Here is a 13,961-nt window from a genome sequence, read left to right on the forward strand (position 1 = left end):
AGCGGTGCTCGTTCGGGTGGCCGTCAAAGTAGCAGGTTCGGCCCGCGCCCCGCCAGATCCGTCACGATCTGCTCCTGTTGTCGCAGCGATCCTCCCTGCTACCGTGCTGCCACGCTCCACCCGCTCGGCTGAAAGAGGTCGGAATGCCTGAAGCTGCCACCAACGTCGTTCTCGTCCACGGCGCCTACGCCGACGGATCGTCCTGGTCGAAGGTGATCCCCCGCCTGCAGGCCGCCGGTCTCGGGGTGACGGCGGTGCAACATCCCCTCACCACGCTCCAGGACGGCGTCGAGATCACCCGACGCGCCATCGCCCTGAACCCCGGCCCGACCGTGCTCGTCGGGCACTCGTTCGCCGGGATGATCGTCACAGAGGCCGGGGTCGACCCGGCCGTGTCAGCGCTCGTCTACGTCGCGGCTCGCGCCCCCGACGCCGGCGAAGACTACGGCGCGCTCGCCAAGACCTACCCTCTGCCGCCCGCGTCCGCCGGGGTGGTGTGGTCGGAGGGGTGGGGCCGCCTCAGCGAGGAGGCGTTCCTGCGCGACTTCGCCGGCGACCTCCCGCCGGAGGAGGCGCGGGTGCTGTGTGCGGTGCAGGGACCGATCTCCGACACGCTTTTCTCCGGCAGGACGACGCACGCCGCCTGGCGCGACAAGCCCAGCTGGTACGCGGTCTCGACGGAGGACCGGACGATCAACCCCGACCTCGAGCGCTTCATGGCGAAACGGATGGGCGCCACCACCATCGAACTCGCCGCCAGCCACGTCTCGCTCGTCTCGCACCCAGCGGAGGTCTCTGACCTCATCCTCGCTGCGGCTGGACGGGCGGCCTGACCCCTCACGAGGGCAACAAAAAAGCCCCGGAGAACCGGGGCGCTTCTTGCTGGGGTACCTGGACTCGAACCAAGAACAACTGAACCAGAATCAGCCGTGTTGCCAATTACACCATACCCCACCGGCCTGAACCGTAGTCCGGGCACGAGAAACAACTCTAGCCTACCGGCAGGCCGGACTACAAAACGGGGGCGTCCTCCAGGGAGAGCCCGATGAGGTCGCGGTTGACAGCCGCCGCGACCACCGCACCGGAGCCCGCGGCGACGATCAGCTGCTGCGGTCCGGGCGCCGTCGTCTCCCCCGCCGCGTACACGCCGGGCAGTGACGTGCGGCCGTCAGCGTCGGTCAGCAGGTAGCCGTCGGCGTCGCGATCGAGGTCGAGCGAATCCACGAATGACAGGGAGGGCGACCACACCGGGCGCAGGAACCCGCCGGCCCGCTCGACGAGGGTGCCGTCCGCGAGACGGACGCCGGTCATGACGCCCTTCTCGCCGACCACGTCGTCGATCGGGCGGCGTTCGACCCGCACACCGAGGCGGGCGAGCGTGCGCTCCTCGTCGTCGCCGATGGGAGCGACGCCGTTGGTGAAGACGATCAGATCGTCCGTCCACTGGGTGAGCAGCAGAGCCCGCTCGGCCAGGTCGTCGGTCTCGCCGATCAGGGCGAGCGGCTGACCGGCCGACTCGAAACCGTCGCATTCGATGCAGCTGTGCAGCTGGGTGCCGTAGAACGCGCGGATGCTCGGGATGGCCGGCATCGTCTCCGTCACACCGGTCGCGATGAGCACCGTGTCGGCGCGTACGTCGACGTCAGAGCCGCCGCGCACCCCGCGGGCCGTGACCCGGAAGCCGTCGTCCTCCACCGAGACCGCGCCCACCTGGGCGAAGACGACGGTCGCGTTGTCGTACGCGTCCACTTCCTCCCGGCCCATGCGGCGCAGCTCCAGCGGGCTGACGCCGTCGCGGGTGAGGAACCCGTGGGCGAGCAGTGTCGCAGCGTGGCGCGGGCGGTTGCCGTCCACCACGAGCACACGGCGCCGGGCGCGGGCCAGGTTGAGTGCCGCGGACAGGCCCGCGGGGCCTCCGCCGATGACGACGACCTCGTAGGACGGCTCGAGAGCCGGCGGCGCGGTCACACCGGTCATCGCGCTAGCCCAGGTCCGCCGACAGCCGGTCGAGCCGGGCGATGGTCTCCGCCTTGCCCAGGATCTCCATCGACTCGAACAGTGGCGGCGACACGCGGCGGCCCGAGAGCGCCACCCGCAGCGGGCCGAACGCGACGCGCGGCTTCAGCGCCATCCCCTCGACCAGGGCGTCGCGCAGCGCGGACTCGATGGCCTCGTGGTTCCACTCCGCCTCGGGCACCAGCTCCAGCGCGCCGAGGGATGCGGCAAGCACCTCGCCCGCGTTGTCCGGCAGCGAGGCGCGCGCGTCGGGCTCGACCACGAGCGAGGCGGCGTCGGTGAAGAGGAAGCCGAGCATCCCGGGCGTCTCGCCCAGCAGCTGCACGCGCTCCTGAACCAGCGGCGCCGCCTTCGCGAGCACCTCGCGCTGAGCAGGCGTCAGCGGCTCCTCCACCACACCGGCCGCGGCCAGGTACGGGATGGTGCGCTCGGCGAAGTCGGCCACATCCAGGAGTCGGATGTGGTCGCCGTTGATCGACTCCGCCTTCTTCAGGTCGAAGCGGGCCGGGTTCGGGTTGACGTCCTTCACGTCGAACGCCGCCACCATCTCCTCCAGCGAGAAGACGTCGCGGTCGTGCGTCAGCGACCAGCCGAGCAGCGCCAGGTAGTTGACCAGGCCCTCGTGGATGAAGCCACGGTCGCGGTGGTGGAACAGGTTCGACTCGGGGTCGCGCTTGGAGAGCTTCTTGTTGCCCTCCCCCATCACGTACGGGAGGTGGCCGAAGCGCGGGACGAACGTGGTCACTCCCGCGTCGATCAGCGCGTGGTACAGCGCGATCTGGCGCGGGGTCGACGACAGCAGGTCCTCGCCGCGGAGCACGTGCGTGATGCCCATGAGTGCGTCGTCCACCGGGTTCACGAACGTGTACAGCGGGTGACCGTTCGGGCGCACCACGACGAAGTCGCTGAACGAGCCGGCCTTGAAGGTGATCTCGCCGCGCACCAGGTCGTCGAAGCTGAGGTCGTCGTCCGGCACGCGCAGGCGCAGGGCGGGCTCCCGGCCCTCGGCACGGTAGGCGGCCTTCTGCTCGTCGGTGAGGTCGCGCTCGAAGTTGTCGTAGCCGAGCTTCGGGTCACGGCCGAGCGACACGTTGCGCGCCTCGATCTCTTCCGCCGTCGCGAAGCTCTCGTAGATGTGACCGGAATCGCGCAGCTTCTGGATGAGGTCGCGGTAGATGCCGTACCGCTGCGACTGCCGGTAGGGTCCGTCAGGGCCTCCGACGTCGATGCCCTCGTCCCAGTCGAGGCGCAGCCAGCGCAGCGCATCCAGGATCTGCTGGTAGCTCTCCTCGCTGTCGCGGGCGGCGTCGGTGTCCTCGATGCGGAACACCATCTTCCCGCCCGTGTGGCGCGCGTACGCCCAGTTGAACAGGGCGGTGCGGATCAGGCCGACGTGCGGAGTACCGGTCGGCGACGGGCAGAAGCGCACGCGCACATCGGCGCCGGTGGCCTCGGAGAACGGGTGAGCGATCGAGTCAGACATACGTCTTCGATCCTACCGGGGAGGCTACTTCGGGGCGCGCACCGGATTCACCAGCGACCCGACGCCCTCGACCTCCACCTCGACGGTGTCGCCGGGCTTCATCGGGCCGATCCCGGACGGCGTCCCGGTGAGGATGACGTCGCCCGGCAGCAGCGTGAACACGCTCGACGCGTACGCGATGATCGACGGGATGTCGTGGACCATGTCCGAGATCGGCGCCTCCTGCTTGAGCTCGCCGTTGAGGCGGGTCCGGAGCACGGCGTCGGGCGCGAGCTCGGTCTCGATCACCGGGCCGAGCGGGCAGAAGGTGTCGAAGCCCTTCGCGCGCGTCCACTGGCCGTCCTTCTCCTGCAGGTCGCGGGCGGTGACGTCGTTCGCGACGGTGTAGCCGAAGATGTGGCCGGTGGCGTCCTCCGCACGGACGTTGCGGGCGATCTTGCCGATCACCACGGCCAGCTCGCCCTCATAGTCGACGCGCTCGGACTGCGGCGGCACCACGATCGCGTCGCCGAGGCCGATCACGGCCGTGTTCGGCTTCAGGAACAGCAGCGGCTCTCCCGGCGCCTCCCCGCCCATCTCGGCGGCGTGCTCGTGGTAGTTCTTGCCGACCGCGACGACCTTCGAGCGCGGGATGACCGGGGCGAGCAGCGAGCCGACTTTGCCCAGCGGGACGCGCTCCCCTGTGGTCTCGAATCCCACGAACATCGGGTCGCCGGCGAGCACGACCAGGGCGTCCTCGTCGACGATGCCGTAGTCGATGGCGGGCGTCGACGAGCCTTCGCGGGTGTGGCTGAAACGTGCGATCTTCACGCGTTCGAGCCTAGCGCCGACAGGATGCGAGCAAGGGAGGGAGTCGCGATGCCGTGCCGCTCGCCGATGCGGAGGAGCGCTCCGCCGATGGCATCGAGCTCGCTGGGGGCGTCGGCGGCGAGGTCCTCCTGGAGGGAGGTGCGCATCCCGCCGGGCACGCTGCGGAGAGCGCGGACCAGGTCGAGCTCGGACGCGGGGACTCCGTCTGCGGCCGAGCAGGCGACCACCTCACGGACGACCCCTTCGGTCAGCTCGGGGTCCTCGCTGAGGGCGGGGCCGGCCGGCTGCCGCCAATACGAGGTGAGAAGGGCGAGCGAGGCCAGCAGGCGGAATTTCGCCCAGAGGACCTCCGCCTCGCTCCCGCCGACGCGGACGCTCGGCCCGGCGTCGGTGAGCGCGAGAACCGAGGCGAAGCCGGCCGCCGCCTGCGGCGCCTCGATGCGGACGAAAGGGCTCCGGTGGTCGATGACGGTGGTGGATGCGCGCAGCGCCGACACCGCGATGGATGCGCCCGCGACCGGCACACCCGGAAGCGCAGAACGCAGCGGCTCCATGTGCTCGACGCCGTTGAGGAAGGAGATCACCTCGGCGGGTCGCGCCGCCACGACGCCGGGGAGCACGTCATCCAGTCCGTAGGCCTTCGTCGCGAGCAGGACGCTCGCGCCGGCGGGCACCTCCGTCGCGGCCGGGATGCGCTCGACCCCGTCGCCGAACAGCTCGCTCCGCACTTCGATGCCGTCGCGCCGGATCGCCTCGACCGTGGCCGGGCGGCCCACCGCGACCACGTCGTGTCCGGCCCGGTGCAACAACCACGCGAGGAGGCCGCCCACCGCACCCGGTCCGACGACGGCGAACACGGTCCCGTTACCCATGCCTCGATGCTAGCCAGGGTTCGGCCCGAGGGCATCGCGTTCCCGCGGTATGCGAAAGGGAGGAGCCTGCGGGCGAACCGGCCGCAGACTCCTCCCTCTCACGCGAAACACCGACGGACGGACCGCGACCTCCTCCGTCCGCACAACTGCGAACTACGCGTCGAGGCGGTACATCCAGTTGTGGCGGTCGCGCTCGCGGCCGTACTGGATGTCCGTCAGCTCCTGGCGCAGCGACATGGTCAGCTCTCCGGGAGGCGCGGTGATGTCGCCGACGGTGAACGTGTCCGACTTGAGCTCGCCGATCGGGGTGATCACCGCGGCCGTGCCGCACGCGAACACCTCGACGATCTCGCCCGACTCCACGCCGTCGCGCCACTCGTCGAGCGTCACCTTGCGGCGCTCGACGGCGTGACCGCGGTCGCGGGCGAGCTGCAGCACCGAGTCGAGGGTGATGCCCTCGAGGATGCTGTCGGACTCGGGCGTGACCAGCGTGCCGTCCTTGCGCACGAGCACCACGTTCATCCCGCCGAGCTCTTCGAGGTACTTGCCCTCGACCGAGTCGAGGAAGAGCACCTGGGCGCAACCGTGCTCGTACGCCTCCGACTGCGGGAGCAGGCTCGAAGCGTAGTTGCCGCCGGTCTTCGCCGCACCAGTTCCGCCCTTGCCGGCGCGCGACCAGCGGTCGGACAGCCAGATGGACACCGGGGCGACGCCGCTCGGGAAGTACGCGCCCGCCGGGCTCGCGATCAGGTAGTACGCGACCTTGTTGGCCGGGCGCACACCGAGGAACGCCTCCTTGGCGAACATGAACGGCCGGAGGTACAGGCTCGTCTCCGGGGCGTCCGGCACCCAGTCGCCGTCGACGGCGATCAGCTGCTTGATCGAGTCGAGGAAGTGCTCCACCGGCAGCTCGGGGAGCGCGAGGCGGTAGGCCGAGCGCTGCATGCGGGCGGCGTTCGCCTCCGGGCGGAAGCCCCAGATCGAGCCGTCCTCGTGGCGGTACGCCTTCAGACCCTCGAAGATCTCCTGCGCGTAGTGGAACACCGCGGCCGACGGCTCCAGCTGGATGGGGCCGTAGGGCGAGACACGCGGACGGTGCCAGCCGCCCTTGGCCGACCAGCAGATGTCGACCATGTGGTCGGTGAAGTGGTTGCCGAAGCCGGGGTCCGCGAGGATCTCGGCCCGGGTCGCCGCGTCTGGGGCGGCCTCGTTGCGGGTGACGTTCCAGAGCAGGCCCGAGGTCTCGGTGGGTCCGCTGGTGAGGGAGATGCTGGTCGAAGTCATGACAGGTCCTTTATGCGACGGTGAATCAATTCTGCGCCACTCGCGCGGCGATCGCTGCGCCGATCTCGGAGGTCGTTCGCGCAGCGCCCGTGCGGGCGGCGAGGTCGGCGGTCACCGCCTGCTCCACGCGTTCGGCCAGCTCCTTCTCGCCGAGGTGGCGGAGCAGGAGCGCCGTGGAGAGGATGGCGGCGGTGGGGTCGGCCTTCTGCTGGCCGGCGATGTCGGGGGCCGATCCGTGAACCGGCTCGAACATGCTCGGAAAGGCCCCGGCCGGGTTGATGTTGCCCGAGGCCGCCAGCCCGATGCCGCCGCTGATCGCGGCCGCGAGGTCGGTGAGGATGTCGCCGAAGAGGTTGTCCGTGACGATCACATCGAATCTAGCAGGATCCGTGACGAGGAAGATCGTCGCGGCGTCGACGTGGAGGTAGTCGACCGTGACGTCCGGATGCTCGGCGGCCACCGCATCCACGATCCGCTTCCACAGCGAGCCCGCGAAGGTGAGCACGTTGGTCTTGTGCACGAGCGTCAGCTTCCGCCTCCGCTGCGCGGCCTGCTCGAACGCGTAGCGCGCGACGCGCTCGACGCCGTACGCGGTGTTCACCGAGACCTCGTTGGCGATCTCGTGGGGCGTGCCCTGCCGGATCGCGCCTCCGTTGCCGACGTACGGACCCTCTGTACCCTCGCGCACGACGACGAAGTCGACATCGCCGGGGTTCGCGAGCGGGCTGGCGATGCCCGGGAAGAGCGTCGTCGGGCGCAGGTTCACGTAGTGGTCGAGGGAGAACCGCAGCTTCAGCAGGAGCCCCCGCTCGATGTTCGCGCCCGCCAGGCGGGGGTCGCCCGGCACGCCGCCGACCGCTCCGAGCAGGATGGCGTCGTGGGCCGTGATGGACTCCAGGTCGGCATCCGTCAGGACGTCGCCCGTCTCCAGGTAGCGGTCCGCGCCGAGCGAGAAGTGCGTCTTCTCGAACGAGAGCCCGCTCCCCTCCGTCACCGCGTCGAGCACCGTGACGGCCTCGGCGATGACCTCCGGACCGATTCCGTCCCCGGGGATGACGGCGAGCTTGACGGTACGGGACATGGCACTCCTGCGCTGGTCGATGGGCGGAATCAGTAGTGCCACCCTATCGCCGCGCCACGACATCCACCCGCGCTCAGGAGCGCACGTGACGCAGGGTGATGAGGGCGACCAACGCGGCGCTCGCCACCAGGACGATGCCGATCACCGCGGTGACCCCGACGCCGCTGTCGAACGCGGCGCGCGCCGACGCCAGCAGCTGCTCGCCCAGCGGGCCTGGCAGGCCGGCCGCGACGGTGACCGCCCCGCCCAGGGTCTCCCCTGCGGCGTCGGCCTGCGCGGCGGTCAGCCCCTCCGGGACGACGAGCGTAGCCCGGTACGAGGCCGTGATCAGGGTGCCGAGCGTCGCCGTGCCGAGCACGGCGCCCAGCTCGTACGCCGTCTCCGACACCGCCGACGCGGCGCCGGCCTTGGCTGCGGGAGCGGTCGAGATGACGAGCTCGTTCGAGACGGTCTCGGCCCCGCCGATGCCCGCGCCCAGGAGGACGAAGGCGGCCAGCAGGATGCCCCACGGCGCTCCCCCGCCGGTCAGCGCGACCAGCAGGTAGCCCGCGGCGGAGAGCGTCAGCCCGCCCGCGATCACGACACCCGGCCGGATGCGGCGCGCGATCGGGACGACGACGAGGCCGGCGACGATCATCGTGAGGAGGCCCGGCACCAGCACGAGCCCCGACTGCAGCGGCATCAGCCCGATCACGAGCTGCAGGTGCTGCGAGACGAAGAACAGGAAGCCGACCAGCGACACCACGCTCAGCAGGTTGACCACGACGGCTCCGCTGAAGGCGGGTCGCGTGAACAGCCGCATGTCGAGCATCGGAACAGGGCGCCGCAACTGCCGCCGCACGAACAGGAAGCCGCAGCCGGCGCCGAGCGCGATCGCCACCACCGCGACCGGCGAGAAGCCGTCGACCGCCAGCGCCTTGATGCCGTAGACCATGGGCGCCATGGTCAGGAGCGAGAGGACGATGCCGGGCACATCCACCGGTCCCGGCGCCGGGTCGCGCGACTCGCGCACCAGCAGGGGTGCGAGCACGAGCAGCGGGATGAGGACGGGCACCGCCAGCAGGAACACCGAGCCCCACCAGAAGTGCTCGAGGAGCACCCCTCCGACGATCGGGCCGAGCGCGGAGCCGGCCGCGAAGCCCGACGCCCAGATCGCGATCGCGAGGCGGCGCTGCTCGCGGTCGAGGAAGACGCTCCGTAGCAGCGACAGGGTGGACGGCATCAGCATGGCGCCGAAGACGCCGAGCGCGGCGCGGGCGGCGATGAGCAGTTCGGCGGTCGGGGCGAAGGCGGCGACGGCCGACACGGCGGCGAAGCCGGTGGCGCCGATGAGCAGCAGCCGTCGGCGGCCGATGCGGTCGCCGAGGCTGCCCATCGCCACGAGCAGGCCGGCGAGGACCAGCGGGTAGATGTCGACGATCCACAGCATCCCGGTCGCCGACGGGCGCAGCGCCTCGGAGATCGCGGGCAGGGCGAAGCTGAGCACGGTGTTGTCGACGGAGACGAGCAGCGTCGGCAGCATGAGGACGCCGAGCGCCGCCCAGCCGCGCACGCCCGCACGCGTGATCGCCGGGGCCGGGAGGGTCGGTGTCGTGGTCATGCGGATTACTGTACCGTCTGGACGGTACAGTATCAAGGCGGTGCGGCTACCATGGGGTCATGCCGCCTGCCGCAGCGCCCTCCTCCCCCGCTCCGCGCGAGTCCGCCGCACCCGCCGCGGCCACGGCCGCCTCAGCTGCTGCGATCACGCCGTCGGGCGCTCCGGTCTCCGCCCGTGACCGCGTGCTCGACGCCTTCGAGGAGCTGCTCGCCGAACAGAGCGAGCGCGCCGCGACCCTCGACGCCGTCGCTGCCCGCGCCGGGGTCTCCAAGGGCGGGCTGCTCTACCACTTCGCCTCCAAGGAAGCCCTGGCGGCGGGCGTGCTCGACCGCTTCGCGGCGCTCATCGACGAGGACGTCGCCGCGATGCGCGCGGCGCCGGACGGCCCGGTGGACTACTTCCTCCGGACGTCGATCCCGACGGATTCGCGCTTCGAGCGCGCGATCGTGGCGATCGCCCGGCTCGCGCAGGCGGCCGACCCTCAGGCCCGGGATGCGCTCGCCCGCGCACAGCGGCGCTGGCTGGAGGTGCTGCAGGAGGCCGTCGGCGATCCGCTGGTCGCACGCACCATCATGCTGATCGGCGACGGGATGTACTACAACACGGCGCTGCTCCCCGCAGCGAACAACGTGCTGCGCGACGAGACGGACATCGACGACCTGGTCGCCCTGATCCGCCGGTTCGCCGGCGACGTCTGAGCGCACGCGGCGCTCAGCCCGGCTGACGCGTGGCGGGCCTCCGACCGTAGTGGGCCGGAGACCCGCGACACCGGTCAGGACTCGGTGATGTCGATCTCCTGCATCAGGTCGGCGTCGATCGCGAGCCGCACCTTCTCGAGCAGGCCGTCCGGCACGCGTGAGTCGACGGTGAGGACGCTGAGCGCCTTGCCGCCGGCCGACGTCCGCGCGACCTGCATGCCCGCGATGTTGATCGCGGCCTCGCCGAACTCGCGGCCGTAGACCGCGACGATGCCCGGGCGGTCGTCGTAGACCATGACCACGAGGTGCTCGGCGACCGGGACCTCGACGTCGTAGCCGTTGATGCCGACGATCTTCTCGATCTGCTTCGGCCCGGTCAGGGTGCCCGACACGGAGATCTGCGAGCCGTCGCTGAGCGCGCCGCGCAGGGTGATCAGGTTGCGGTACTCCTCGCTCACCGAGTCGGTGATGAGGCGCACCTCGATGCCGCGCTGGTCGGCGAGCAACGGTGCGTTCACGTACGACACCGTCTCGCTGACGATGTTGGTGAAGATGCCCTTGAGCGCAGCGAGCTTCAGCACGCTGACGTCGTAGTCGGCGAGCTCGCCGCGCACCTCGACGTCGACGCTCGTCACCGGGCTGCTGGCGAGCCCGGAGAACACCTGGCCGAGCTTCTCGACCAGCGGGATGCCGGGACGCACGTACGGGTCGATGACGCCGCCAGCGACGTTCACGGCGTCGGGCACGAGTTCGCCCGAGAGCGCCAGCCGCACGGAGCGCGCGACCGAGACGCCCGCCTTCTCCTGCGCCTCGTCGGTGGAGGCGCCCAGGTGCGGTGTCACGACGACGTTCTCGAGCGCGAGCAGCGGCGAGTCCTGCGGCGGCTCCGAGACGAACACGTCGAGGCCGGCGCCGGCGATCGTGCCGGTGGTCAGGGCGCGGTAGAGCGCATCCTCGTCGATCAGGCCGCCGCGGGCGACGTTGACGATGAACGCCGTCTTCTTCATCAGCGCCAGCTGGTCGTCGGAGATCATGCCGGTCGTCTCGGGCGTCTTCGGCATGTGGATCGTGATGAAGTCGGACTGCGCGAGCAGCTCGTCGAGGGTGACCAGCTGGACGCCGAGCTGCTGCGCCCGCGCGCTCGTGACATAGGGGTCGTACGCGATGACGTTGGTGCCGAACGACTGCAGGCGTGCGGTGATGAGCGCGCCGATCCGGCCGAGGCCGATGATGCCGATCGTCTTCTCGTACAGCTCGACGCCGGTGTACTTCGAGCGCTTCCACTGCCCCTGAGCGAGCGCGTTGTGCGCGGCCGGGATGTGGCGCGCGAGGCTCAGGATGTGGCCGACCGTCAATTCCGCGGCCGAGATGATGTTCGAGGTGGGCGCGTTGACGACCATCACGCCGGCATTGGTCGCCGTCTTGATGTCGACGTTGTCGAGCCCGACGCCCGCGCGGGCGATGACCTTCAGCACCGGTGCGGCCGCGATGACCTCGGCATCCACCTTGGTCGCGGAGCGCACCAGGATGGCGTCGGCGTCGGCGACCGCCGAGAGGAGCGCCGGCCGGTCGGTCCCGTCCACCGAGCGGATCTCGAAGTCGGGCCCGAGGGCGTCGACGGTGGCGGGCGAGAGTTCTTCGGCGATCAGGACGACCGGCTTTGTCACGTGGCAGTTCCTTACAGAGTGCGAGGGCTGGCTTGGGAGGACTGCGCCACGGTCGGTGGGGCGCGGAACGGCTTAACTCTAGCGGGACGCCACCCCCGCCTTTCGCCGCGTTACGCCCGCCTGTGGACAACCGCAGGAGAGGATGGCATGGTGACACTTCTCGAGATCGCACAGCTCATCGTCCGCATCCTGCTCGCGGTGGTGTTCGTCGCGATGGGGACGCTGCACTTCGTCCCGGCGCCGGCTCGCGGCATGGCTGCGATGGTCCCGCCGGCCCTGCGGGTGGTGCGTCCGAGCCTCCTGGTGGCGTTCACCGGTGTCTGCGAGATCCTCGGCGGCATCGGGCTCCTGATCCCGGCCACGCGCGTCCCCGCCGCCCTCTGCCTGGCGGTCTTCCTGGTGGCGGTCTTCCCGGCGAACGCCTACGCCGCAGGCAAGACCGAGCGGTTCGGCGTCTTCGCGACGCCTCTCGTCCCCCGACTCATCCTGCAGATCGTGCTGATCGCGCTCTGCGTGTTCTGCGCGCTCTAGCCGCATGTTCAGCGGAGCGCCTCAGCGCCGACGCTTCGCCGTCTCCACCGCCGCACGGACGATCCGGGCATCCGTGATGTCGTAGGTCGCCGCGCCTCCGCCCGGGCCGCTGGGCGACCCGTGCACCGCGTCGCGCGCAGACAGGTGCACCGCATCCGCCCCGGTCGCCACGATCTCGGGGATGTCGTCGACGCGCACTCCCCCGCCCGCCATCACCTGCACCCGGCCGCCAACGCGGTCCGTCAGCTGCCGCAGCATCCCGACGCCGTCGATGCTGCGCTCCGCGCCGCCGGAGGTGAGGATGCGCGCGACGCCGAGCTCCGCCAGCCGCTCCGCCGCACGCACCGGGTCCGGCGCGACGTCGATCGCGCGATGGAACGTCACGCTGAGCGGACCGGCCGCGTCGACGATGGCCGCGACGGCCTCCGCATCGACGGCCCCGCTGTCGTTCAGCGCGCCGACGACCACGCCCGCAGCGCCGGCCTCGCGGGCGAACCGCACATCGGCGACGGTCAGCGCCACCTCGTCGGCGTCGTAGACGAACCCGCCGCCGCGCGGGCGGACCAGCACGTGGACGAATCCGTCACGACCCGTGTCGCGCGCCTCGGCGACCGCGCCGGCGATCAGGGCCGCGGAGGGCGTGAGCCCGCCCATCCCGAGCGCGCTGCACAGCTCGACCCGGTCGGCTCCCCCCGCCAGCGCGACGCGGACGCCGACGACGTCCTGCACGGCGATCTCGACGGCGATGCCCATGTGGCTCCTGACGCAGAAGGGTGCCGCACGCGTCGCGTGCGGCACCCTGAGACTACTGCGCAGTGCGGGAGGTGCGTGCTGCGGTCAGCGCGCGACCTCGCCGTCGACGTAGTCGTCGTCGTTCGACGCGTTCCACGCGAAGAGCTTGCGCAGCTCGCGGCCGGTGGCCTCGATGGGGTGCTGCTCGCCCTTCTTGCGGAGGGCCAGGAACTCCGGCGCGCCGGCGTCCTGGTCGGCGATGAAGCGCTTGGCGAAGGTGCCGTCCTGGATGTCGGAGAGCACCGCCTTCATGTTCTCCTTCACGTGCGGGTCGATGACGCGCGGGCCGGAGACGTAGTCGCCGTACTCGGCCGTGTCGGAGACGCTCCAGCGCTGCTTGGCGATGCCGCCCTCCCACATGAGGTCGACGATGAGCTTGAGCTCGTGCAGCACCTCGAAGTAGGCGACCTGCGGCTGGTAGCCGGCCTCGGTCAGGGTCTCGAAGCCGTACTGGACGAGCTGCGAGACGCCGCCGCAGAGCACGGCCTGCTCGCCGAAGAGGTCCGTCTCGGTCTCCTCGGTGAACGTGGTCTTGATGCCGCCGGCGCGGAGGCCGCCGATCGCCTTCGCATACGAGAGCACGAGCGGCCAGGCATTGCCCGACGCGTCCTTCTCGACGGCGACGATGACGGGGACGCCACGGCCGGCCTCGTACTCGCGGCGCACCGTGTGGCCCGGACCCTTCGGGGCGACCATGATCACGTCGACGCCCTCGGGCGCCTCGATGTAGCCGAAGCGGATGTTGAAGCCGTGCCCGAAGACGAGGGCGTTGCCCTCCTGCAGGTTGTCCTTGATGTCGTCGGCGTACAGGTGACGCTGCACCTGGTCCGGCGCGAGGATGACGATGACGTCGGCCCAGGCCGCGGCGTCGGAGGCGCTGAGGACGCGGAAGCCCGCCTCCTCGGCCTTCGGCTTCGACTTCGAGCCCTCCTTCAGGCCGATGACGACCTCGACGCCCGAGTCGCGGAGGTTCTGCGCGTGCGCGTGGCCCTGTGAGCCGTAACCGATGACGGCGACCTTCTTGCCCTGGATGATCGAGAGGTCCGCGTCGTTGTCGTAGTAGATCTCAGCCACTGCTGCTTCTCCTTGCTGGTTGGTTCGTGCGTGAAATGGTCGGCTCGCCGTGC

At 70.7% G+C, this 13,961-nt stretch carries 12 protein-coding genes, 1 tRNA gene and 1 pseudogene; 3 read left to right on the top strand and 11 right to left on the bottom strand.

Annotation, left to right across the window (positions count from 1 at the left end; translation table 11 throughout):
* Positions 1 to 143 precede the first annotated feature (143 nt).
* Positions 144 to 833, top strand: a complete 690-nt coding sequence (locus tag H284_RS0102620) for an alpha/beta fold hydrolase (protein ID WP_020075041.1) — start codon at positions 144 to 146, stop codon at positions 831 to 833.
* A 49-nt stretch (positions 834 to 882) separates the two neighbouring features.
* Here H284_RS0102620 and H284_RS0102625 read toward each other — a convergent pair.
* The 8 genes from H284_RS0102625 to H284_RS0102660 form a co-directional block, all read right to left on the bottom strand.
* Positions 883 to 954: transfer RNA gene (locus H284_RS0102625), tRNA-Gln, on the bottom strand.
* 57 nt (positions 955 to 1,011) lie between these two features.
* A complete protein-coding gene (locus H284_RS0102630; protein ID WP_020075042.1) occupies positions 1,012 to 1,977 on the bottom strand; it encodes an NAD(P)/FAD-dependent oxidoreductase in 966 nt (321 codons plus the stop codon).
* A 4-nt stretch (positions 1,978 to 1,981) separates the two neighbouring features.
* A complete protein-coding gene (gltX, locus tag H284_RS0102635; protein ID WP_020075043.1) occupies positions 1,982 to 3,499 on the bottom strand; it encodes a glutamate--tRNA ligase in 1,518 nt (505 codons plus the stop codon).
* A gap of 24 nt (positions 3,500 to 3,523) precedes the next feature.
* Positions 3,524 to 4,309 (bottom strand): fumarylacetoacetate hydrolase family protein, encoded by a 786-nt coding sequence (locus tag H284_RS0102640; protein WP_020075044.1) that lies wholly within the window; start codon positions 4,307 to 4,309, stop codon positions 3,524 to 3,526.
* A complete protein-coding gene (locus H284_RS0102645; protein WP_020075045.1) occupies positions 4,306 to 5,181 on the bottom strand; it encodes a ketopantoate reductase family protein in 876 nt (291 codons plus the stop codon). Before H284_RS0102645 ends, H284_RS0102640 begins: the two co-directional genes overlap by 4 nt.
* A 153-nt stretch (positions 5,182 to 5,334) precedes the next feature.
* Positions 5,335 to 6,465: a branched-chain amino acid aminotransferase gene (locus H284_RS0102650; RefSeq protein ID WP_020075046.1), complete on the bottom strand. Its 1,131-nt coding sequence runs from the start codon at positions 6,463 to 6,465 to the stop codon at positions 5,335 to 5,337.
* Positions 6,466 to 6,490: 25 nt separating this feature from the next.
* Entirely contained in the window at positions 6,491 to 7,546 is a 1,056-nt protein-coding gene (locus tag H284_RS0102655) for a 3-isopropylmalate dehydrogenase (protein WP_020075047.1), read from the bottom strand.
* 73 nt (positions 7,547 to 7,619) lie between these two features.
* Positions 7,620 to 9,146, bottom strand: a complete 1,527-nt coding sequence (locus H284_RS0102660; protein ID WP_020075048.1) for an MFS transporter — start codon at positions 9,144 to 9,146, stop codon at positions 7,620 to 7,622.
* Between the two features lie 59 nt (positions 9,147 to 9,205).
* Here H284_RS0102660 and H284_RS0102665 point away from each other — a divergent pair, with 59 nt between their 5' ends.
* Complete coding sequence (locus tag H284_RS0102665; RefSeq protein ID WP_020075049.1) at positions 9,206 to 9,844, top strand: TetR family transcriptional regulator; 639 nt, start codon at positions 9,206 to 9,208, stop codon at positions 9,842 to 9,844.
* A 74-nt stretch (positions 9,845 to 9,918) separates the two neighbouring features.
* Here the strand turns inward: H284_RS0102665 and serA are convergent, their stop codons facing one another.
* A complete protein-coding gene (gene serA / locus H284_RS0102670) occupies positions 9,919 to 11,511 on the bottom strand; it encodes a phosphoglycerate dehydrogenase (RefSeq protein WP_018190582.1) in 1,593 nt (530 codons plus the stop codon).
* A gap of 147 nt (positions 11,512 to 11,658) precedes the next feature.
* On the opposite strand from serA, the gene H284_RS0102675 reads away from it, so the two are divergent.
* Positions 11,659 to 12,042, top strand: a complete 384-nt coding sequence (locus H284_RS0102675; RefSeq protein ID WP_020075050.1) for a DoxX family protein — start codon at positions 11,659 to 11,661, stop codon at positions 12,040 to 12,042.
* Positions 12,043 to 12,063: 21 nt separating this feature from the next.
* Here the strand turns inward: H284_RS0102675 and H284_RS0102680 are convergent, their stop codons facing one another.
* Both H284_RS0102680 and ilvC read right to left on the bottom strand, forming a co-directional pair.
* Positions 12,064 to 12,795: a copper homeostasis protein CutC gene (locus H284_RS0102680; protein ID WP_020075051.1), complete on the bottom strand. Its 732-nt coding sequence runs from the start codon at positions 12,793 to 12,795 to the stop codon at positions 12,064 to 12,066.
* A gap of 84 nt (positions 12,796 to 12,879) precedes the next feature.
* Positions 12,880 to 13,923, bottom strand: a pseudogene (gene ilvC / locus H284_RS0102685) (ketol-acid reductoisomerase); the annotation flags it as partial.
* Positions 13,924 to 13,961: the final 38 nt, after the last annotated feature.

The sequence above is a fragment of the Cryocola sp. 340MFSha3.1 genome, from assembly GCF_000383315.1.
In the GTDB taxonomy this organism is placed as follows: domain Bacteria; phylum Actinomycetota; class Actinomycetes; order Actinomycetales; family Microbacteriaceae; genus Leifsonia.

What these genes read in the sequence shown, in the direction of transcription:
- H284_RS0102620 (WP_020075041.1), top strand. Translation starts at nt 144, where the DNA reads ATGCCTGAAGCTGCCACCAACGTCGTTCTCGTCCACGGCGCCTACGCC.
- H284_RS0102630 (WP_020075042.1), bottom strand. Translation starts at nt 1,977, where the DNA reads ATGACCGGTGTGACCGCGCCGCCGGCTCTCGAGCCGTCCTACGAGGTC.
- gltX (WP_020075043.1), bottom strand. Translation starts at nt 3,499, where the DNA reads ATGTCTGACTCGATCGCTCACCCGTTCTCCGAGGCCACCGGCGCCGAT.
- H284_RS0102645 (WP_020075045.1), bottom strand. Translation starts at nt 5,181, where the DNA reads ATGGGTAACGGGACCGTGTTCGCCGTCGTCGGACCGGGTGCGGTGGGC.
- H284_RS0102650 (WP_020075046.1), bottom strand. Translation starts at nt 6,465, where the DNA reads ATGACTTCGACCAGCATCTCCCTCACCAGCGGACCCACCGAGACCTCG.
- H284_RS0102655 (WP_020075047.1), bottom strand. Translation starts at nt 7,546, where the DNA reads ATGTCCCGTACCGTCAAGCTCGCCGTCATCCCCGGGGACGGAATCGGT.
- H284_RS0102660 (WP_020075048.1), bottom strand. Translation starts at nt 9,146, where the DNA reads ATGACCACGACACCGACCCTCCCGGCCCCGGCGATCACGCGTGCGGGC.
- H284_RS0102665 (WP_020075049.1), top strand. Translation starts at nt 9,206, where the DNA reads ATGCCGCCTGCCGCAGCGCCCTCCTCCCCCGCTCCGCGCGAGTCCGCC.
- H284_RS0102675 (WP_020075050.1), top strand. Translation starts at nt 11,659, where the DNA reads ATGGTGACACTTCTCGAGATCGCACAGCTCATCGTCCGCATCCTGCTC.
- H284_RS0102680 (WP_020075051.1), bottom strand. Translation starts at nt 12,795, where the DNA reads ATGGGCATCGCCGTCGAGATCGCCGTGCAGGACGTCGTCGGCGTCCGC.